Annotated in this window: 23 protein-coding genes; 7 read left to right on the top strand and 16 right to left on the bottom strand. The window is 32.5% G+C overall.

What is annotated here, in order from left to right; genetic code table 11:
- Positions 1-68: 68 nt before the first annotated feature.
- The 3 genes from murQ to ACHRVL_RS08230 all read right to left on the bottom strand — a co-directional run bounded on the left by murQ (position 69) and on the right by ACHRVL_RS08230 (position 2,831).
- Positions 69-881 (bottom strand): N-acetylmuramic acid 6-phosphate etherase, encoded by an 813-nt coding sequence (murQ, locus tag ACHRVL_RS08220; protein WP_395411778.1) that lies wholly within the window; start codon positions 879-881, stop codon positions 69-71.
- A gap of 428 nt (positions 882-1,309) precedes the next feature.
- Positions 1,310-1,978, bottom strand: coding sequence for a ZIP family metal transporter (locus ACHRVL_RS08225; protein ID WP_089052451.1), 669 nt, complete (start codon positions 1,976-1,978; stop codon positions 1,310-1,312).
- A gap of 88 nt (positions 1,979-2,066) precedes the next feature.
- Entirely contained in the window at positions 2,067-2,831 is a 765-nt protein-coding gene (locus ACHRVL_RS08230) for a class I SAM-dependent methyltransferase (RefSeq protein ID WP_395411780.1), read from the bottom strand.
- 196 nt (positions 2,832-3,027) lie between these two features.
- Here ACHRVL_RS08230 and ACHRVL_RS08235 point away from each other — a divergent pair, with 196 nt between their 5' ends.
- Together ACHRVL_RS08235 and ACHRVL_RS08240 are read left to right on the top strand one after the other, a co-directional pair.
- Positions 3,028-4,191, top strand: a complete 1,164-nt coding sequence (locus ACHRVL_RS08235) for a class I SAM-dependent RNA methyltransferase (protein ID WP_395411782.1) — start codon at positions 3,028-3,030, stop codon at positions 4,189-4,191.
- Between the two features lie 192 nt (positions 4,192-4,383).
- Positions 4,384-4,620, top strand: coding sequence for a hypothetical protein (locus tag ACHRVL_RS08240; RefSeq protein WP_395411784.1), 237 nt, complete (start codon positions 4,384-4,386; stop codon positions 4,618-4,620).
- A gap of 117 nt (positions 4,621-4,737) precedes the next feature.
- On the opposite strand, the gene ACHRVL_RS08245 is transcribed toward ACHRVL_RS08240, so the two are convergent.
- Genes ACHRVL_RS08245 through rlmD form a run of 3 tightly spaced genes read right to left on the bottom strand, consistent with a single transcriptional unit; the run spans position 4,738 to position 7,503 of the window.
- Positions 4,738-5,547 carry a DUF6048 family protein gene (locus ACHRVL_RS08245; protein ID WP_395411786.1) on the bottom strand — a complete coding sequence of 270 codons (810 nt, stop codon included), beginning with the start codon at positions 5,545-5,547 and terminating at the stop codon, positions 4,738-4,740.
- Complete coding sequence (locus ACHRVL_RS08250; protein ID WP_395411787.1) at positions 5,519-6,076, bottom strand: DUF6452 family protein; 558 nt, start codon at positions 6,074-6,076, stop codon at positions 5,519-5,521. The genes ACHRVL_RS08245 and ACHRVL_RS08250 overlap by 29 nt, the downstream gene beginning before the upstream one ends.
- A 14-nt stretch (positions 6,077-6,090) precedes the next feature.
- The gene (rlmD, locus tag ACHRVL_RS08255; protein WP_089052398.1) at positions 6,091-7,503 is read right to left on the bottom strand and encodes a 23S rRNA (uracil(1939)-C(5))-methyltransferase RlmD; all 1,413 of its coding nucleotides are present in this window, start codon (positions 7,501-7,503) and stop codon (positions 6,091-6,093) included.
- A 193-nt stretch (positions 7,504-7,696) separates the two neighbouring features.
- Here rlmD and ACHRVL_RS08260 point away from each other — a divergent pair, with 193 nt between their 5' ends.
- On the top strand, positions 7,697-8,710 hold the full coding sequence (locus tag ACHRVL_RS08260; protein ID WP_395411789.1) for a sensor histidine kinase: 1,014 nt from the start codon (positions 7,697-7,699) through the stop codon (positions 8,708-8,710).
- Positions 8,711-8,768: 58 nt separating this feature from the next.
- Here the strand turns inward: ACHRVL_RS08260 and ACHRVL_RS08265 are convergent, their stop codons facing one another.
- From ACHRVL_RS08265 to epsC, 5 genes are all read right to left on the bottom strand, one after another.
- Positions 8,769-9,164, bottom strand: coding sequence for a hypothetical protein (locus ACHRVL_RS08265; protein ID WP_395411791.1), 396 nt, complete (start codon positions 9,162-9,164; stop codon positions 8,769-8,771).
- An 89-nt stretch (positions 9,165-9,253) separates the two neighbouring features.
- Positions 9,254-10,240, bottom strand: coding sequence for an aldo/keto reductase (locus ACHRVL_RS08270; RefSeq protein WP_395411794.1), 987 nt, complete (start codon positions 10,238-10,240; stop codon positions 9,254-9,256).
- A gap of 21 nt (positions 10,241-10,261) precedes the next feature.
- Positions 10,262-10,801 carry a hypothetical protein gene (locus ACHRVL_RS08275; RefSeq protein WP_395411796.1) on the bottom strand — a complete coding sequence of 180 codons (540 nt, stop codon included), beginning with the start codon at positions 10,799-10,801 and terminating at the stop codon, positions 10,262-10,264.
- A 104-nt stretch (positions 10,802-10,905) separates the two neighbouring features.
- Positions 10,906-11,793 carry a cysteine synthase CysM gene (gene cysM, locus ACHRVL_RS08280; RefSeq protein WP_089059012.1) on the bottom strand — a complete coding sequence of 296 codons (888 nt, stop codon included), beginning with the start codon at positions 11,791-11,793 and terminating at the stop codon, positions 10,906-10,908.
- A 1-nt stretch (position 11,794) separates the two neighbouring features.
- A complete protein-coding gene (gene epsC / locus ACHRVL_RS08285; protein ID WP_395411798.1) occupies positions 11,795-12,586 on the bottom strand; it encodes a serine O-acetyltransferase EpsC in 792 nt (263 codons plus the stop codon).
- A gap of 190 nt (positions 12,587-12,776) precedes the next feature.
- Between epsC and ACHRVL_RS08290 the strand changes: the two genes are divergently transcribed.
- On the top strand, positions 12,777-13,478 hold the full coding sequence (locus tag ACHRVL_RS08290) for a DUF1003 domain-containing protein (protein ID WP_089052393.1): 702 nt from the start codon (positions 12,777-12,779) through the stop codon (positions 13,476-13,478).
- 17 nt (positions 13,479-13,495) lie between these two features.
- Here ACHRVL_RS08290 and ACHRVL_RS08295 read toward each other — a convergent pair whose 3' ends face one another.
- Positions 13,496-13,762 carry a DUF2752 domain-containing protein gene (locus ACHRVL_RS08295; RefSeq protein WP_395412179.1) on the bottom strand — a complete coding sequence of 89 codons (267 nt, stop codon included), beginning with the start codon at positions 13,760-13,762 and terminating at the stop codon, positions 13,496-13,498.
- 124 nt (positions 13,763-13,886) lie between these two features.
- Here ACHRVL_RS08295 and ACHRVL_RS08300 point away from each other — a divergent pair, with 124 nt between their 5' ends.
- Together ACHRVL_RS08300 and ACHRVL_RS08305 are read left to right on the top strand one after the other, a co-directional pair.
- Entirely contained in the window at positions 13,887-14,072 is a 186-nt protein-coding gene (locus tag ACHRVL_RS08300; protein ID WP_395411801.1) for a hypothetical protein, read from the top strand.
- Positions 14,062-14,613, top strand: coding sequence for a Smr/MutS family protein (locus ACHRVL_RS08305; protein WP_395325417.1), 552 nt, complete (start codon positions 14,062-14,064; stop codon positions 14,611-14,613). Before ACHRVL_RS08300 ends, ACHRVL_RS08305 begins: the two co-directional genes overlap by 11 nt.
- A gap of 180 nt (positions 14,614-14,793) precedes the next feature.
- On the opposite strand, the gene ACHRVL_RS08310 is transcribed toward ACHRVL_RS08305, so the two are convergent.
- The gene (locus ACHRVL_RS08310) at positions 14,794-15,768 is read right to left on the bottom strand and encodes a hypothetical protein (RefSeq protein ID WP_395411803.1); all 975 of its coding nucleotides are present in this window, start codon (positions 15,766-15,768) and stop codon (positions 14,794-14,796) included.
- Between the two features lie 87 nt (positions 15,769-15,855).
- Here ACHRVL_RS08310 and ACHRVL_RS08315 point away from each other — a divergent pair, with 87 nt between their 5' ends.
- Complete coding sequence (locus ACHRVL_RS08315; protein WP_395411804.1) at positions 15,856-16,986, top strand: cysteine desulfurase family protein; 1,131 nt, start codon at positions 15,856-15,858, stop codon at positions 16,984-16,986.
- 31 nt (positions 16,987-17,017) lie between these two features.
- On the opposite strand, the gene ACHRVL_RS08320 is transcribed toward ACHRVL_RS08315, so the two are convergent.
- The 3 genes from ACHRVL_RS08320 to ACHRVL_RS08330 all read right to left on the bottom strand — a co-directional run bounded on the left by ACHRVL_RS08320 (position 17,018) and on the right by ACHRVL_RS08330 (position 20,027).
- A complete protein-coding gene (locus tag ACHRVL_RS08320; protein ID WP_395411806.1) occupies positions 17,018-17,578 on the bottom strand; it encodes an L-threonylcarbamoyladenylate synthase in 561 nt (186 codons plus the stop codon).
- A 100-nt stretch (positions 17,579-17,678) separates the two neighbouring features.
- Positions 17,679-18,830 (bottom strand): acyltransferase family protein, encoded by a 1,152-nt coding sequence (locus ACHRVL_RS08325; RefSeq protein WP_395411808.1) that lies wholly within the window; start codon positions 18,828-18,830, stop codon positions 17,679-17,681.
- Positions 18,831-19,064: 234 nt separating this feature from the next.
- The gene (locus ACHRVL_RS08330; RefSeq protein WP_395411809.1) at positions 19,065-20,027 is read right to left on the bottom strand and encodes a hypothetical protein; all 963 of its coding nucleotides are present in this window, start codon (positions 20,025-20,027) and stop codon (positions 19,065-19,067) included.
- Positions 20,028-20,040: the final 13 nt, after the last annotated feature.

Consider the following 20,040-nt stretch of genomic DNA (forward strand, 5'->3'; position numbering starts at 1 on the left):
GTGTGTTTTTGTTTCAAGTTTGAAAACTTGATGAAGTTTGCGGTTAAAGGTACCACAAAGAAAACGGTTTACTTATGATAATTATCAACAGCATTTCTAACGCTGCCATATTTTTTTAGTAATTCAGATGCTTCATCATATGAAACTGGGATTTCACCCATAATCATTTTAACTCCTCGATCTACAAGTTTTACATTACTTAACTGCATATCGACCATTTTGTTGCCTCTTACTTTTCCAAGTTGAATCATCGCTGCTGTCGAAATCATGTTTAGAACCAGTTTTTGTGCTGTTCCTGCTTTCATTCGCGAACTTCCAGTAATAAATTCAGGGCCAACCACAACTTCAATAGGAAACTTTGCGGTTAATGCAAGCGGACTTCCAGCATTGTTAGTAATACAGCCCGTTATAATATTGTTTTGGTTGCAGGCTTCTAATCCTCCAATAACATAAGGAGTTGTTCCAGAAGCAGCAATTCCAATCACGACATCATTTTGATTGATATTATAAGACTTTAAATCAATCCAAGCTTGTGTAGGATTGTCTTCTGCATTTTCAACTGCTCGTCTTATAGCGGTATCACCGCCGGCAATTATACCATTTACTAAATCAAAAGGAACACCAAAAGTAGGAGGACATTCCGATGCATCAACAACACCTAAACGACCTGAAGTTCCCGCTCCAATATAAAATAATCTGCCGCCAAGTTTTAATTTTGCAACTATTTGTGGTATCAAAGCTTCTATTTGAGGTAAAGCTTTTTCTACTGCGTAAGGAACAGTTTTATCTTCTTGGTTGATATTTGATAACAATTCATGAACAGACATTTTTTCTAAATGTTCATATTGTGATGAGAGTTCAGTTATTTTTGTAAATGTCATTTGAGTGTTATTTAGACCAGTCAAAATTAATATTTTTTTATTTTAATAAAGAAAATTACAACACAAAGTCTCAAAGAAATGTAATCTTTTTTTGTGCTCTATTTTTTATCAATAAAGACTGTTTGTCAGAAGTTTTGTTACGCGAATGCTAAAAGCAATATTGTTGAATAGTTAAGATTAATGAGGAAACTAGACTTATTATCTGGAATATCTAGGATTTTGGCTCGCAATCAGCTTCTTTTTTAATGAAAAGTCAAACAGGGAGGGGCTTTAATTTTTTGTCAGTTATTTAAAATTTCATAAACACTAAAAACATTTGGCAGTATTATTTTTTGAAACTTAAGAATAAAAAGCAAGTAAGAAAAAGCATCATTTTGAATAATAAAAATGATATTCAGCCACTAAAAAGGAAACGAAATTTTATGAAATTACAAGAAAAATGCTAGTAAAATTCCAAGTACAATCATTGAAACTTTTGCGATATTAAATTTATGTCCTTCGCTGCTTTCAAAAATGATTGTGGATGAAATGTGAAATAGAATACCTATTACTACTGCGGTAATTTCAGTATAATATTCATTTAAAATTGGCAGATATTCAGAAGCAACAGTTCCTAAGGGTGTCATTACGGCAAAAGTAAGCATAAAGGCAAAAATTGCTTTTTTGTCTAAATCGGCATTGATAAAAAATGTGGTTAAAATTACTGCAATTGGCAAATGATGAATCGCAATTCCTAAAGCCAAATCATGATGATGACTTACAGGAAAACCCTCTAAAAAGGCATGAATGCAAAGACTTATGAAAAGCAGCCACGGAATTTGCGACATCTTTGCATGACCATGAACGTGCCCGTGTTCTGCACCTTTTGAGAAAAATTCAAGCACAATTTGAAATAAAATCCCAAGCATAATAAAAATCCCAATATTATGATTGTGTGATTCATATACTTCGGGCAAAAGATGCATTACCGTTAAAGATAACAAAAATGAACCGCTGAACGCCAGCAGTAACTTTAAATTGGTTTTGTTTTTTGGTTTTAAAAACAAAGCCACTATATATCCTAAAAGTACAGAGAATAAGGGTAGTAAATAGTTCATTTCGTTTCGTGTAATCGTTGATTTGTTTAATCGGTTAATTGTTTTTGTTTAGCGATTAAACGGTTAAACAATTAAACGATTCCCCAATTTACTTAAAAATCATGATTAATCGTTCGCTTTCGGTTTTATGGAATTTTTTGAGTTTGTAATCTCCAAAAATATCTAATAGAAAAATTCCTGCTTCATCCATTAAATCTTGAAAGTCTTTCAAAGTTAATGCTTTTACTTTTTCTGTAAAATGATATTTCCTGCCTTGATCTTCAAAGTCAATTTCTTTGAAAATGTGACCGTCTTCAACATATCTTTTTATGTGAAAATCAATTCCGTCAACCGTTTTTACTTCTTCTGGAACTAGAGTTTCAATAACTTGGTTTACGTTCATAAAATCAATTACAGCAAAACCATATTCAGATAAGCTTTCTTTGATAGCTTTCAGGGTAGTCAAATTATCGTCGTCACTTTCAAAATAACCAAAACTGGTAAAAAGATTAAAAATGGCATCAAATTTTTCTTCAAAAGGTTCACGCATATCATGCACTTTAAAGTGCAGTGATTCGTTACTGTTTTTATTAGCTTCTGCAATGCTGTTTTCAGATAAATCAGCACCTAATACATTATAACCAAGTTGGTTTAAGTATATAGAATGTCTTCCTTTTCCGCAGGCTAAATCAAGTACCTTTGCTTTTTCAGGAAGATTAAGATAATGTGTAAGATTATCCATAAAAACCTGAGCTTCTCGGTAATTTCGATCTTTATAAAGAATGTGATAATACGGAGTATCAAACCATGAAGAGAACCAGTTTTCTGTATTACGATCCTGATTTGGTGTTGATGAGTTTGGTGCTTCAGACATTTATTCTATTTCATTTAATTTAAAGTACCGCAAATTTAGTGTATTTTTGCCGAAAAATAACTATTCCGCAGTGATACCTTATGCATTGTGATGGATATTAAAGGTACAGAGGTGCAAAGATACTCAGGTTCGCGGGTGTTGAATGCACAGATGTAGAGATGCACTGCAGTGCATCTAAAATAATTCAAAAATAAAGATGGAAGAAAATTTTAGAATGATTGCCAAATGTTTTTTTGGCTTTGAAGAAATATTAGAACAAGAATTACGTACGCTTGGTGCTCAGGATGTCGAAAAAGGAGTGCGAATGGTAAGTTTTAAGGGAGATAAAGGTTTTATGTATAAAGCCAATTTGTCGCTTAGAACAGCGCTAAAAGTACTTAAACCAATTTACTCTTTTAGAGCTAACAATGAGCAGGCATTATACAAAGGAATTTCAGGTGTAAACTGGTCGAAATTGTTAAATGCCAATCAAACTTTTGTAATTGATGCAACCGTGCATTCTACTTATTTTAATCATTCTGAGTTTGTTTCTCAAAAATGTAAAGATGCTATTGTTGATCAGTTTAGAGAAAGAACGGGACAAAGACCAAGTATTGATAAACAATATCCAGATTTACGAATTAATGTGCATATCGACAAAGATCAGGTTTCGGTAGCTTTAGATACTTCTGGAAATTCGCTGCATCAGCGCGGTTATAGAACGGCTACAAATATTGCGCCTATAAACGAAGTTTTAGCGGCAGGAGTTCTTTTACTTTCGGGCTGGGAAGGACAAAGCCACTTTTTAGATCCAATGTGCGGATCTGGAACTTTTTTAGCAGAAGCGGCAATGATCGCCTGCAATATTCCAGCAAATATTAATCGTAAAGAATTTGCTTTTGAAAAATGGAAAGACTGGGATAACGATTTGTTTGATCAGATTGTAAATAGTTTGATGAAAAAAACGAAAGAATTCCATTATACTATAAAAGGTTTTGACAAAGCGCCAAGTGCGGTAAGTAAAGCAAAAGACAACATCAGAAATGCTAATCTGGAAGATTATGTAACCATTTCTGAAGACAATTTTTTCGATTCTGAAAAAGAAGTAGAAGGAAAATTACATATTGTATTTAATCCGCCCTACGATGAGCGTTTAGATATTCATATGGAGAAATTCTATGCTAGTATTGGTGATACTCTAAAGAAAAATTATCCGGGAACAAATGCTTGGTTTATTACTGCAAACCTGGAAGCTTTAAAATTTGTCGGGTTAAAGCCGTCAAGAAAAATCAAACTTTTTAACGGAAGTCTTGAAGCTCGTTTGGTAAAATACGAAATGTACGAAGGCAGTAAGAGAACGAAATTTCAAGTTACGGAGTAGAAGGTTTAAAGTTACAAAGGTTCAGAGGGGCAAAGGTATTTAAACTTTGTCGCGACAAATTTTTGTAATGTTGAGTTTATAAAAAAAAAACAAGTAGAATTATAGTTGCAAAGTGGTAAGACTTTATAAACGCAAAGAGAAATTCTTTGTGCCTCCGAACCTTTGCTGCTTTGAACCTTAAAAAAGAAAAAAATGACAAAACTACAAATAAGAGCTTTTTTATATCAATTAGGATGTTTTGCAATTCTGTTTATTTTAGGCAGATTTTTAATTGCAACTTATACTGGACTGACAGGATTATGGATTCCGATAACGGCATTTATTGTGGCTACTTTAATTTCTCCAAAATTTCAGGCTGCAAGAACAAAGGATGGAGAGAAGCTTTTTATGAAATGGATTTTTATAAAAGGAATTAAAGAAATTGGATAACTCTTTAAATTTTTAAAGAAGAAATTAAACTTATTGAAATAGTAAGCTGGATTTCGATTACACATATGTAAAAAGCCCCGAATTTTTAAATTCGGGGCTTTTTTATATTAAGATTTTCTATTTTTTAGAAGTTTCTTTTTTGATTTCTGGAAGAACTACTTTCTTCTTGTAAATTGGAATAAAATAAGAAACAGTATAGTTGAATCCTACTCCAAAACTTCCGTCATAAGTTCTATTAAAGCCCGGAATATAAAGATTGTCAAAGCCAGAAGGTTTGTTATTCATAACTAAAAGTTTAAGCTGAACACCAAAACCAACAAATACATTATTAAAAACTTTAGCTTTAATACCGCCCGCAACCTCAATCCAGCCAGCGCTTAATCCATTATATTTTTGATTTGCCGTAATGTAGGGCTGTTCTCCCCAATACGGATTTGGATTGTAAATTTTATAGCTGTTTAAGTCTTGACTAAATGAGCTGAAACCAGCACGCATACCAATTGTTATAAGGTTTTCCATATCCAACCAGTTTTGATACATATTGTAATCAAATCCTGCTTTAATATAAGTTCCTTTTGCGGTAGAATTTAGTCGGTCATCATCAGTTGTTTTGTTTTCAAAACCCAATTCAGCGGCTAAATAATACGTTTTGGTTAAACGATAATCCCCTACAAACTCAATTCCTTTATAATCTTTATCATAAAGCCCTCTTGTTAGTTTGTATAAATCTACTCCAACACGCAAACCATAACGATCTGTTTTTGTTGGGATACTATCTGTTTTTGTTTCCTGAACAGCTGGTTTTGCTGTTTTTTTTGGTTTTTCCTGAACGATTTCTTTTGTTGCAGCTGGTGTTTCTTGAGAATGTCCTAAAAACATTGAAAACACTAAGCAAAAACTAAAAATATATTTTAACATGTGTTTCATTTTCTGTTTGAATGTTAGGAGTTAGTATATCAATACTCTGCATCCATTGACCGTCGTTAGCAGGATCAGTTCGAATTATTCCGGCAGTGTTTGAATTATCGCTTGGGTTCAATGTAAAATTAGTTTTAAAACCACAAGCTCTAGACACATAAATGTTTTGTGTTGTATAATTAAATGTCAATACATCTGTATTTACTGCTGCAGGATTAGTGTTTATGGCATTAAATATAAAACTGTAAGCAGTGGTGGTGCCATCTGTTTTTAATGGAATTGAAATAGTGCTTCCATTTGCTAGATATTTACTTGTGTCAGTACCTTTAGCATTAAAAATAATCCCATTTGGATCACCGCCGCCAATACCAACAACTTTTAGGTTTGTTACATTTTTTACAACAGACGGATCTGAAATATTATAAAAAGTAATAACAAGTCGTGGAGTTGTAGGTGTATTTCCATCGCAAATGTCATCTTTTTCACAGCTGGACAGTCCAAACGTAAAAAGAAGTAAAAGTGAGACTATTTTTTTCATTTATAATTTTATAATTATCGAAGTTCTAAAAGTACAACATTTTCAACATGATGTGTTTGTGGGAACATATCAACAGGTCGAACGCGGGTAACTTTGTATTTTTCGTCCATCAATGCTAAATCACGAGCTTGTGTTGCCGAGTTACAGCTTACATAAACTACTTTTTTAGGAGCAATTTTTAAAATCTGATCGATTACGGCTGCGTGCATACCATCTCTTGGCGGGTCTGTAATAATAACATCCGGTTTACCATGCTGCGCAATGAATTCTTCGTTGAATACCACTTTCATGTCTCCAACAAAAAACTCGCAATTTGTAATATTATTGCGCTCTGCATTTGCTTTTGCATCTAAAATTGCTTCAGGAACACTTTCTACACCAATTACTTTTTTTGCTTTTTTAGAAACAAATTGAGCAATAGTTCCTGTTCCAGTGTACAAATCATAAACCGTTTCATTTCCTGATAATCCAGCAAAGTCACGTGTGATTTTGTACAATTCGTAAGCTTGATCAGAATTTGTTTGATAGAATGATTTAGCATTGATGCTGAATTTCAAACCTTCCATTTCTTCCAAGATATAATCTCTTCCTTTATAAAGTTTAATATCTTGATCGTAAATAGTGTCGTTTTGTTTCGCATTTACCACATATTGTAAAGAAGTAATTTGCGGGAATTTCTCGTATAAATGATCTAAAATAAGTTCACGATTAGCTTTGTCATTTTCGAAAAACTGAATCAAAACCATAATTTCGCCTGTTGAAGCAGTACGAATCATTACCGTTCTTAATAAGCCAGAATGTTCTCTTGGGTTAAAGAACGCTAAATTATGTTCATTTGCAAAAGCTCTGATTTCATTTCTAATAGCATTAGAAGGATCTTCTTGTAAGTGACATTTTTGAATGTCTAGAATTTTATCCCACATTTTCGGAATATGAAATCCTAAAGCATTTCTGTTTCCTAGATCTTCTTTGCTTTCAATTTCTTTTTCTGTTAACCAACGGCTGTTAGAAAATGAAAATTCCATTTTATTTCTATAGAAAAACTGCTTTTCAGAACCTAAAATAGTTTCAAATTCAGGAAGTTCAACTTTTCCAATACGCTGTAAATGATTTTTTACTTCATTTTGCTTGTAATACAACTGCTGGCTGTATTTCATATTTTGCCATTTACAGCCGCCGCAAACACCAAAATGATCGCAGATAGGCTCAATACGATGTTCTGATAATTCGTGAAACTTTACGGCTTTACCTTCGTAATAGGCTTTTCTTTTTTTGAATGTCTGTACATCAACTACATCACCCGGAACTACATTCGGAATAAAGATTACTTTTCCGTCAGGTGCTTTTGCTACTGACACTCCTTTTGCTCCAGCATCAAGAACCTGGATTTGATGAAAGACAACTTTGTCTGTATTTTTTCTTCCCATAGCGCAAAAATAAGCGTTTGAAAACTTTTATAAATTTAAATTTCAAAAAAAATTATCAAATTGTTGAATTTATTAGTTTAATTGAGTTTAAAAGTTAACTTTGTTTTTAACATTAGTCTCAAATGTATCAAGTATAACCTATTGTTTGTCGTGTTTTATGAAGTTGTATCACAATCTTTCACAAATCAGCTTTTTGAAAAAAAGTTATGCATTTAAATTCTTATTTGTTGCATTTATAGGAATACATATTCCGCTTATAGGGATTTTATTTTTTGTGCTTTTTTTTGAACATACCGTCTCACCAACTTCAATTTTACTTTTTTCTCTAATTATGACCCTGCTGGCAACGGTAGTCACGCTTTTGATATTAAAACAACTAATCAAACCAATTTCGATTGCTTCGAGATCTTTGGATGATTATAGAAATAACAGACAGCTTTCGGTATTGCCAACAGAATATACTGATGAAGCAGGGCTTTTGATGTGTAATATTCAAGAATCAATTTATGAGGCCGAAAGTTTTATAAACGAAAAGCAGGATTTAATTTATATGCTTTCGCACGATTTGAAAAATTTTGCAGGAAATCCGCAAGGTTTAGCAGAACTTATTTTAAGCGAAAATCCATCAGAGTCCTTTAAACATTTAGCAGGTTTAATTTGCGAATCGACTAATTTGCAATTTCGATACATCGAGAATTTTATAAAATTATTAAAAGAACAAGATCAGGTCGTAAAAATAAATCCAGAATTTAAGACTATTTTAATCTCAAACATTCTGCCTTTTATTAACGAGCAGGTTGAACAACGTTTAATTGATAAAAAAGTAAACTTAAAAGTAAATGTTGAAATTGACGAGGTAAAACTTAAAATCGACGAAGGTTTACTAGTTCAAGTTTTAGTTAATTTAATCAGTAATGCTGTTAAGTTTTCTTATTTCGACAGCGAAATAAAACTTAGAGTTTTTAAAGAGAATTCAAATGTAATTATTACGGTTACCGATGAAGGAATTGGTTTTGATAAAAATCAGATTGATGAATTGTTTAAAAAATTCACAAAAATGAGTCGTTTAGGAACTGCAAATGAATCATCAACGGGAATTGGATTGTATTTATGTAAAAAAATTGTCGAGAAAAATAAAGGAAAACTAACTGCTTTAAGTGAAGGCAGAAATAAAGGTGCCGAATTTAAAATTGAATTTGAAATCTAAAGAATTAAGGTTGCTAATAATTAATTTTTTAATCTTAGCAACCTTAAATAATTGTCTTTTATTGGTGAGTTGTAAAATCGTAAATTAAGGTTGGTTTTCCATCTTTACATTCTATACTCTTAGGAGGAGGCATCATTATACAATCGTAATAAACTCCCCATTTTACGTCGAATTTTCCTCTCTCTTCAATGTATTTATCAATTTTTTTCTGAAACACTGTGAGATCTATTTTTTTATTGTAAATAAGGTATCCTGAACAAGTAGAAGCGCCAAACTTCGTAAATGACCATTCATCAGGATTGGTGCAAGCCTTTGAGTCGATTTGAGAATAGTCTATAATTTCTTGATACATTATATCAAGTCTGGCTTGCTCTTCTTCTTGTGTTGTTTCATCTTTGCTGCAAGAAGCGATCGTAAAACAAATTGCAAATAATAAAAAAGGTAATTTTTTCATGATTTATGGTTTATGGATTAGTTTTTTATAACTAGATGCAATAAGTCATAAATGGTTGCGTGTTTTTGAGAGAAAAAACTTAAAAAAAATTACCAGAGCTGATGAACAGACGGTTTTATCAAATCGTTGTAAATTTTATTCATTGCCGAAATTTGTTCAGATGTTAATTGAGGAGTATCATAAACAGATAAATTCGAAAGAATATGTTCTTTTTTTGAAGCTCCGGGAATAATACAGCTTATTTCGTTAAAACTCAAAATCCATTGCAAAGCGATAGGAGCAAGGTTTGGCGTATCAGGAAATAAGGCTTTTAGTTTTTCGACTGCTTTTAAACCTAATTCGTAATCAATACCAGAAAAAGTTTCGCCTTTATCAAAGGCATCTCCGTTACGATTAAAATTACGATGGTCCTGAGTGTCAAAAGTTGTTTTTGAATCAAATTTACCTGTTAAAAGACCGCTTGCGAGCGGAACACGCGCAATGATACCGATATCTTTCTTCTTCGCTTCAGAGAAAAATAACTGCGATGGACGCTGGCGGAATAAATTAAAGATGATTTGAACTGTAGTTACATTTGAGTATTCTATTGCTTTTAAAGCTTCTTCGACTTTTTCGACACTTACGCCAAGATTCAAAATTTTGCCTTGCTCTTTTAAGCGATCAAAAAGTTCAAAAATTTCAGGACGGTAATAAACTTCTGTAGGCGGACAATGAAGTTGTATTAAATCTAAAGTTTCTAATCCAGTTCTTCTTAAACTGTCTTCAACAAATTTCTGAAGTACTTTTGGCTGGTAGCCTTCATTTACATGCGGATTAATATTGCGTCCGCATTTTGTTGCTACGTAGATGCGTTCAGAGCGTGAACGAACAACACGGCCAACGGCAGTTTCGCTTAATCCGTTTTCATAAACATCGGCAGTATCAATAAAATTTACGCCATTGTCAATAGCAGTGTTTATAAGTTCGTCGGCAGTTTTATCATTAAATCCTGATCCCCATTTTCCTCCAACCTGCCAAGTTCCAAGTGAGATTTCAGATATGTTGAAGTTTGTTTTGCCTAGTTTTCTGTAGTTCATTTTTTTTGAGGTGCTGAGTTATTATGTTTTTTTGATTGAAAAAGATTTCGATTTAATTTTCTTTTTGTAAAAATTACTGTTTACTAATTCATCGCTTAAGTTTTCTTTTTTCTCTTCATCAGTCAGGTCAAAAGGTCTGTAGATTAATGCTAATTGTTTGAATTTTATTTTATCATCGAAATAAACATCGTTTTTGGTAATGTATTTAGTATCGAAATTGAATTTTAATGTTGAAAAGGGTTTGCAAATTAAGATATTGTCAGGTGTTAATTTTGCCTTTTTTGTCATTATAGCAGGAGGCGATTCTTCGATAATAAATGCATTATTAGGAAAAGTTTCGATCAGGTAAAAATAATTGAAGCTGTTTGTATTGTTGTTTCCAACTGTTTCTACAGGAAGAGGTAAAATTATGGTCTCTTTAGAGTTGTTTTTCAATTCACAGAAAAGAATAAACTCTTTCGAGCCGTTTCGAAAATACTTTTTGGTGTTTAAAATTTTAATTTCTTGTGCATTTATAGTAATGCTGTAAAGAGATAGGAGTGCAAAGGCTAATTTTTTCATTTTTAAAACAGCAAAGGAGTAAGATTTTTTTAAGGTCCAAAGCTTCCTTAGATTCTGAGTTTTTAAACTTTGAACCTTTGCAGCTTCGAACCTTTGTTCCTCTTTTAATCAAATAAATCAGATGACAGATAACGATCACCGCGATCACAAATAACGGCGACTATAACACCAGATTCTAGCTGCTCTGCAATTTTTAAAGCTACAGCAACAGATCCTCCGCTGCTCATTCCTGCAAAAACACCTTCTTCCAGAGCTAATCTCTTTGTCATTGCTCTGGCTTCCTCTTCACTTACATCGACAACAGTGTCGACTTTTGAAGCATCAAAAATTTTGGGCAGATATTCTTGCGGCCATTTACGAATTCCTGGAATTTGCGATCCGTCGCTTGGTTGTGCGCCTACAATTTGAATAGCAGGATTTTTTTCTTTTAAATAAGTAGATGTTCCTATGATCGTACCAGTTGTTCCCATTGCTGAAACAAAATGTGTAACAGTTCCGTCAGTATCATTCCAGATTTCTGGACCAGTAGTTTTATAATGTGCTTTCCAGTTATCGTCGTTCGCAAACTGATTCAGCATTAAATAGCCGCCTTGTGCGACTTTTTTATCTGCATAATCTCTCGAACCAATAATTCCTTCGCTTGCTGGCGTTAAAATAACCGTAGCGCCATAAGCACGCATAGTTTGCGTTCTTTCTTTTGTAGAATCCTCTGGTAAAACCAATTCGATTTCTATTTGAAACAATTGCGCAATCATTGCCAATGCAATTCCAGTATTGCCGCTTGTCGCTTCAATTAGTTTGTCGCCTTTTTTAATATCGCCTCTTTCAAGAGCAGAAGCAATCATGTTATAGGCAGCTCTGTCTTTTACACTTCCACCCGGATTGTTTCCTTCAAGTTTAAGTAAAAGTTTTACGTTTTTATTTTTAACCAAATTGACAGTTTCCATTAATGGAGTGTTTCCAATAAGGTTTAACAATTTCTGTGGACCCATTTTATCTTTTTTCTTTTATTTTAACGTCGGTTGTAGTAGTGTTCAAGACAATAGAATCTGCAGGAATAGATTTCGTTACCCATGCATTTCCGCCAATAACACTATTTTCGCCTATGATAGTTCCTCCTCCTAATATTGTGGCATTGGCATAAATGCACACATTTGCTTCTACGGTTGGATGTCTTTTCGCATTTTTCATTTCCTTGCTCACGCTCAAAGCTCCTAAAGTAACTCCTTGGTAAATTTTAACGTGTTTTTTAATAACAGAGGTTTCTCCAATAACAATTCCTGTTGCGTGATCAATAAAAAACGGCGATGCAATGCTGGCTCCCGCATGTATGTCAGTTCCTGTAATTCGATGTGCGTATTCGCTCATTAATCTTGAGAACAGCAATAAGTCTAGATGATATAATTCGTGACTTAATCTATAAATAGCAATAGCATAAAAACCAGGATAGCCCAAGTAAACTTCGTCTAAGCTGTTTGATGCCGGATCATTCTCTAAAATATATGCCGCATCCTGATTTAATTTTTCTAAAACTCCAGGAAGTTTTTCAAGAAATTTATCCCAAATCGACTCGCATAAGTTTTCAGGTTTTTGACAAGCTAAAACAGCAATTTCTTTAAAGCGTATTTCGAGTTCATTTATACTTTCGTCTAATGCGGCATTCGAATCAAAAAGGGTATAGAACAGCTTTTCAGTAAAATCTTCGGTTTTGGTTTTGATACCGTAGTTTATTGTAGAATGGCTTTTTAAAGCTTTAATGTTTTGTATGATAGTATCTTTTGTCACAATTATAAAATTGAATGGATATTTTAAAACGTTAAAAGTAAGGTGTTTTTTGTAAATACAGGCACGAATTAACTAAAGAAATTTTGTGCTTCGGGTTGTATTTGTGATAAATGAAAGTTTGCTGAAATGTAAAATATAATATGATTCTTAAGAAGTTAATTGTGTAAATTAGCCTATAAAATTTACAAAAATGAAAAACAATTCAACGTTTAAGAGTGCAATTTCAAATATAGATTTCCCTATAAGTGAGAAAATTTATGGAAAATCAATTCACGACCCAATACTGGGGTTAATTGTCAAAGATCATCCTTCTTTTTGTGATGACGATTGTATAGCTGTCGAGGAGTTGAATCAATACCGCCAGAAATATATTTCTAATTATTTGTCTACCGAAATAGGAGCACTTTCAGATCTTGAAAAAAATGTTATTTCTTCATTAAAGGAAGATAAATCAATAGTAAGTATTGTTGAAGATGAAGTTGAGACGAGGAGTATTGGACAGAAGATTGCGGATCAAGTGGCAGATTTTGGCGGAAGCTGGACTTTTATAATTTCGTTTCTGGCTTTTATAATTATTTGGATTGGCTCGAATGTTTATATTTTGGTCAACAAAGGGTTTGATCCATATCCGTTTATTTTACTGAATTTGATTTTATCCTGTATTGCAGCTTTGCAAGCGCCGGTGATTATGATGAGTCAAAATCGTCAAGAAGAGAAGGATCGAAATCGTGCCAAAAAAGACTATATGATTAACTTAAAATCGGAATTAGAAATTAGAATGATTCACGATAAAATAGATCATTTAATTATGCATCAGCAGCAAGAATTAATTGAAATTCAGAAGGTGCAAATTGAGATGATGAATGATATTTTGAACAAAATAAAGAAGTAAAAAAACGACCAAAATTATCAAAGATAAAAGTGTTTGTAAAAGTAACCAGCCAGCATAAAAATGATATTCAGGCTTGCTGCTTTCCAAATTATATTTTTATAATTTCTCGATTTATCTACAAAATATAAAACGACTAAAAGCAAAAATAAAAGGGTAGTGTAAACTGCCGGATACATATTAAAAGCCGCTAAAAATTCACCTTGAAAAAGTAAGAATAATGATCGCTGAAAACCGCAGCCTAAACACTCAATTCCAAAGAGCGTTTTGAACATGCAGGGGATCATATATTTTTCTAAAGACACGGTGATTTTTTTTTACAATTTTACGAAAAAAATATAAGATAACATTTCAAGAGGAGGGAACTGTTATTTTAAAGTTTGCTACTTTTGAATTCTTAAACTTTAAAATATGAAAACGTTTAAAATTTTAATTATGATTCTTGCCATTTCGGTTGCGTTATATGAGCAGGTTTCGGAAGAAAAAAATATCTATATAACGGTAATTGCAATTGCAGTTTTCATGTATGGAATGATGCAGCTGAGTGCAAAAACACCAAGTAAAAACCAAGATAAAGACGAGAAGGATGTTGACTAAAGGAGATAAGGTTTCTGTCTTAGACGAAGCCATAAACGGAACGGTCGTTTCAGTGAAAAACAACGAAGTTTTGATTGAAACTGAGGACGGATTTATGATGACATTTTTTGTCAACGAATTGCTTAAAATTCAAGAAATCAGTAATTTAATGAATTCTATTAAAAGAATTGATTTAGATGAAATTTCAAAAGAAAAAACAGAGCCAAAACCACGTAGTTTTGTCAAAGAACGCAAAGATAAACGCGAAATTTCGGCTCCAGAATTTGATTTGCATATTGAAAAACTGGTTCCAAATAAACGTGGAATGTCGAATTATGACATCTTAACTTTGCAGACAGAAACGGCAAAAAGACACATTGAATTTGCGATCAAAAACCGCATTCCAAAAATTGTTTTTATTCACGGTGTCGGCGAAGGAATTTTAAAAGCGGAACTGGATTTTTTATTGGGTCGTTATGATGGTATAGATTTTCAAGACGCCAATTATCAAAAATATGGACTAGGTGCGACCGAAGTTTATTTTAGACAAAACAATAAATAAACAGGTTTTTAAATCTTAAATAAGCTGTTTTAAAAGCATAAAAAAACGTCCGTTTTTCATTCTGAATTTTGATTAAAATCAGTCTTGAAAAACGGACGTTTTTTGTAGGAATAAAAAAAAGAAGCAAGGACCGTTTTTGAACGTTGTCCTTGCTTCTTTTTTATTTTATTTTTTGCTTTTTTACTTGGTGATTTTTCCTAGAAGAAAACTAGTTCCAAGTCTAAATTTACTGTTTCCTTTTACTAGTGAAACGTTTGCAAGAACAACGGTATGAATAAAGTTTGGACCTGATTTTTCTGTTGTAACTTGTACTTCAGCTTTTAAATCTGTGCTTGTATTTTCACCCACCCAAGTTTCATTTACAGCAGGTAACGCAGGAGTTGTTGTTTGACAAAAATACTCTTTAGAAATACTTCCAGTTCCGCTTAAAAAAGTTCTGTAAAAAAGCTTATTTGTGGTTGCTCCAATTGCTCCTGTTCTTGGCTTTCCTGGAGGGGTCTCTACATTATCAAGTAAGCTTTGATCAAAGTTTTCGATTGTTAAAGTAAAGGATGTATTGTAATTGTAAATCATTAAGTTTGCAGTACAATTAAATGCTTCACCGCTCGCGGCATTTTGAAACGTTAAATTAGCTGGAGTAACTGTAGTTTTATAATCTCCAAACGGAAATTCGGCTTCAACTTGATCTCCCGCGGGTTTTGCAAAAGTGATGTTTTGAAATACAATATTGTGGTTATAACCAGTAATTCTTGTTGCTCCGTTTACGTCTGGGTCATTAGCTATTTGTGTAGTTGTAATTACAATTTTCCCGCTTTTTCCTAACCATTCTTCAGTAACATTTGGAGTTCTTGGCGGTATAGCGCCGCAAATATTTGTAGTTTCTACTTTACCGTCATAAGCTCTGTATACAACACGATATAGATTATTGTCTATGTCGTAGGTGTAAATTTTAGGATCGTTTACAATTCCGTTTGTCTGCGGTAATTGAAGCAATAATGATTCCTGCGTTTTAAGTTTGTAAATTAAAGTATTAGTTGCAGGATCGCAACTTGCAGCTGTAACATTATCAAAATCGATTGTATCTACTGTAAGGTCGCCATCGTCACAGCCGTTTAACAAAAACGCCAATAATACAAGGCTTGCATATTTTTTCATCGTAAATTTTATTTGGGTCAAAAATAGTGAAAAATTTGGCAAATGATATTTAAGATTAGACAATTGATATTTCATAACTTTGCAGCAATGAAAAAAGTATACCTCGATAACGCCTCAACAACTGCGATGCGTCCTGAAGTTATTCAGGAAATGACTAAAGTTATGACTGAAGATTTTGGTAATCCATCATCGACACATAGTTTTGGGCGAAATGCTAAAACAGTTTTAGAACTTTCTAGAAAAAGTATTGCTAAACATTTAAATTGTTCAGCTCAGGAGATTATTTTTACTTCGGGAGGAACTGAGGCTGATAACTGGATTTTAAGATCGGCAGTAGAAGATCTTAAGATTGAACGAATTATTACTTCAAAAATAGAACATCATGCCGTTTTGCATGCAGTAATGGCGTTAGAAGAAGAATATGGTGTTCAGGTTGAGTATGTAAAGATAAATACTGATGGAAGTCTTGATTTGACGCATTTGTCTAATTTGCTAAGCGACGAGAGAAAAACAATCGTTAGTTTAATGCATGTAAACAACGAAACAGGCACTATTTTAGACTTGGATAGAGTTGGGGTTATTTGCAAGCAATATAACGCCTTATTTCATTCAGATACGGTTCAATCAATTGGGAAAACCGAGATTGATCTGCAAAAAACTCCGGTAGATTTTATTTTAGCCAGTGCGCACAAATTTCACGGGCCTAAAGGCGTTGGTTTTGCTTTTGTTCGAAAAAATTCTGGATTACAGCCTTTGTTTTTTGGAGGCGAACAAGAAAAAGGGCTTCGCGCAGGTACCGAAGCGGTACATCAAATTGCTGGAATGGCAAAAGCTTTGTCTGTTTCTTATGAAAACTTAACTGAGGAACGCGAATACATTTCTGAGCTTAAGAAATATATTATTGAGCAGTTAGAAACTCATTTTTCTGGTTTTAAAATTAATGGGAGAAAAGATGATTTTTATAATATCATCAATATCACGCTTCCGTTTTCTTCAGATAAAACGTCGATGCTTTTGTTTAGTTTGGATATGAAAGGAATCGCCGTTTCTAGGGGAAGCGCCTGCCAATCTGGAAGTATAAAACCTTCGCATGTTTTAAAAGAAATGCTTTCAGAAGATGATTTGCAATTGCCAAATCTTAGAATTTCATTCAGTCATTACAACACAAAAGAAGATATTGATTGGCTGATTGAGTCCTTAAAGGAAATTGACAATTGATAATTGATAATTAACAATTGTCAATTATCAATTACTTTCTAATTACTTTTACCTGTGAATCGTTTGTTAGTTTTATAATTGTTGAAGGTTTTCCAGCAACTTTATCGTGATATAAATTAACCACATAATCAACTCCATTGATGATTGCAGGGTTGATATCTTTAAAAGCGATTGGAGTAGGCTGCCCTGAGATATTTGCTGATGTAGAAACCAGTGGTTTTTTCATTCGCTCTAGTAATTTAAAACAAAAAGGTTCTTTTACTAATCGAACTCCAAGCGAATTATCTGTGGCGATGATATTGGCAGCAACATTTCTAGGTTCATCTAAAATTAAAGTTGTTGGTTTTTCAGATAAATCTAAAATTTGCCAAGCTACTTCTGGAATGTTTTTAAAAACATTGTACATCATTTTTTCACCATTCATTAAAACAATCATGCTTTGTGTTTCGGCACGTTGTTTTAGCTTGTATATTTTAGCAACAGCTTCAGGATTTGTAGCATCGCAGCCAATTCCCCAAACAGTATCAGTTGGGTAAAGTATAATGCCGCCTTCTTTGATTACTTCGTATGCTTTTAGTATTTCTTCGTTCATTTTGTAAAATGTAATGGGCTATTGAGATTGCAAAGGTAGCAATAAAAAAAAATAATAAATTACGATTTTATTTCCTTGGTTTGCTCGAATATTCGATAGATTATGCTTTATTTTTTCTCTTAGCTAAAGACATTAAAGGCAGTTCGATGTATTTAAAAGTCAGCTGACAAATCAGTATTAAAGGAAAAACAGACACAGTAATAATCGACCAAAATTCAATGTCAGTTAATGTTTTTGCCTTTTCAAAACCAACTATGTAATGAAATATAACAAACAGTAAAATACCATGAAGTAAATATAGACTGTAGGTAATCTGACCAAATTTACGCGAAAAAGCACTCGATAAAATTCCGAAAAAATTGTTTCCAGATGCGATAATCAAAAATACAATAGACGCTGCTATCAGCGGATAAGGTTTTCTGCCGCTGTTGAAAAAATAGACTGAAACTGCTAATAATAACAGTGCTAATAGGGTGTACTTTTTCTGTTTTAAAATCGTATTAAACTTTTTTGTGTTTATTAATAATGCAACACAAATTCCGCCAATAAAAGGCATAAAATGTCTTAATGACGATTTGTTTATTAGCATAATTACTGCGGCTGTAATGGTAAAGCCGATTAACGCTTTGTAGTTGATTTTTATTTTAAAGAACAATGCAATAAGAGGTAGTAAATAGTAAAAAATCCATTCGTAAGGCAATGTCCAAGTAATTCCGGCATTTAGAATAAAAGTATCTTCTAAACCATTTAGGTTTGAATTTTTCTTGCTGACGTTAAAAAATATCCAGGAAAGAATGCTTTTTAAGTTTTCTAAAAACGGGACTCTAATAGTAAAATTAGTCAAGCACGCTGCCAGAATAAAAATGATAATTACAGAGAAGAAATACATTGGAAAAAGCCTAAAAAATCTTGATTTAAGATAGTTTGACCAGTCAATCTCTCCTGTTTTATTCGTGAGTAATTTGGTTGTAAATAAAAAAGCAGTAATTATAAAAAAGAAAACAACAGTAGTTTCTCCAAATTGATTGAATAAATTAGATTCTGGATCTTCCCAATTTTCAGTTTTTAAATATATCTGCCATATGTAACTGTGGTGCAAGAAAACAAAAAAGGCTAAATAACCTCGCAGTCCATCAATTTCGGGATAACTAACATCAGTTAACTTTATTTTTACTAATCGATTAATTGCTAAAACAGATAATACTAAAGCAATTAAGGAAGCAATTATAATCAGAGAAATGGTAAAATTCATTTTGTTTTTGCATATTGAACAACACCAAAGTTTGACAATGGCTAGGTGGTATTTTTATTCTGGTGCAAACATACAGAATGATTAATTAAAATTGAACGAATTATACCGTGTTTTTTTTATCTATTTAAGAGGTATAAATTGGTTAATAAAAGCATAAAATAAATGGGCAGCACAGTATGAGATCGTCAAAGACATTCAGTTTTTAATAATGAAAGGCTTTAAAATGTAAAAGATTTACTTGAGATTTTTAAAAATTACATTCTCGCACCATCCTTCGATAGTATATTGATGCAAGATAGAATCTGGGATTTTTTCGTATTCGTTTTTAAAAAAATCAGCAGAAATTACAGGATTTTTTTCATCTATAATAAGGATGTTATTAGGATTATAAAAGTCGTAATTTTTGATATCAGAGTTTGTAGTAATTAATTTTTTATCTAAACCTAAACTTTCAAAAACTCTAAAAGTTAATCCAATTTGACCAATTCTGTTAATATCTAAAAGTACTTTTGAGGGGCTGATATAGTCGTTTACTTCAGATAATGGCATATGTTTGTTGATGTAAGTAATGGTATTATCAACTGGTTTACGTTTTTTATCGTAAACAATAAATTTGAATTTTATTGTTTTAGATTTTAACTCATCAGCGATTCGAACTAAAATTGGCAGTCTTTTATCGATTGAGCTAATATTGAAAGCATCATATTCAAAATAGGTGTTGCTGTTTAAAGAAACGTTGTTATTGTAGATCCAATTTGGAGCAAATTTTAGATTAAATTTCGCACAGTCGTCTTTTTCGAATGAAAAAACGTCATCAAAACAATGCAGAACTCGTTTAATTTTTGGGCAGCGATAAATATTGTCGTTAAAAAAGCCAATAGATTTTTTAGTATATTTTTTAAATTCCAGAATACTTTTAGGATCTATAAAATCACCTTTTATAGTTAAAATAACATCTTGAATTTCCTTGTTTTCCTCTAAACGGTTTAAAATTTCTTTACCAAAATGCTGGTGTTTTAGGTTTGGTTTGTTTAAAGCCTTTAAAATAAAATTGTAAGCCTTGTGTAATACAGTTGGGTATTTGTATTTGAAGGTATTAAAATCGATATGCTTAACTATATGTCCTTGTTTTTCTAGCGTTGAAGCAATATGTTTATTGAGTCCCCAATTGTCAAGACTTATTAGTGTAATACGCATTATCGATATTTTT

The sequence above is a fragment of the Flavobacterium sp. FlaQc-28 genome (assembly GCF_044007415.1).
Lineage (GTDB): Bacteria > Bacteroidota > Bacteroidia > Flavobacteriales > Flavobacteriaceae > Flavobacterium.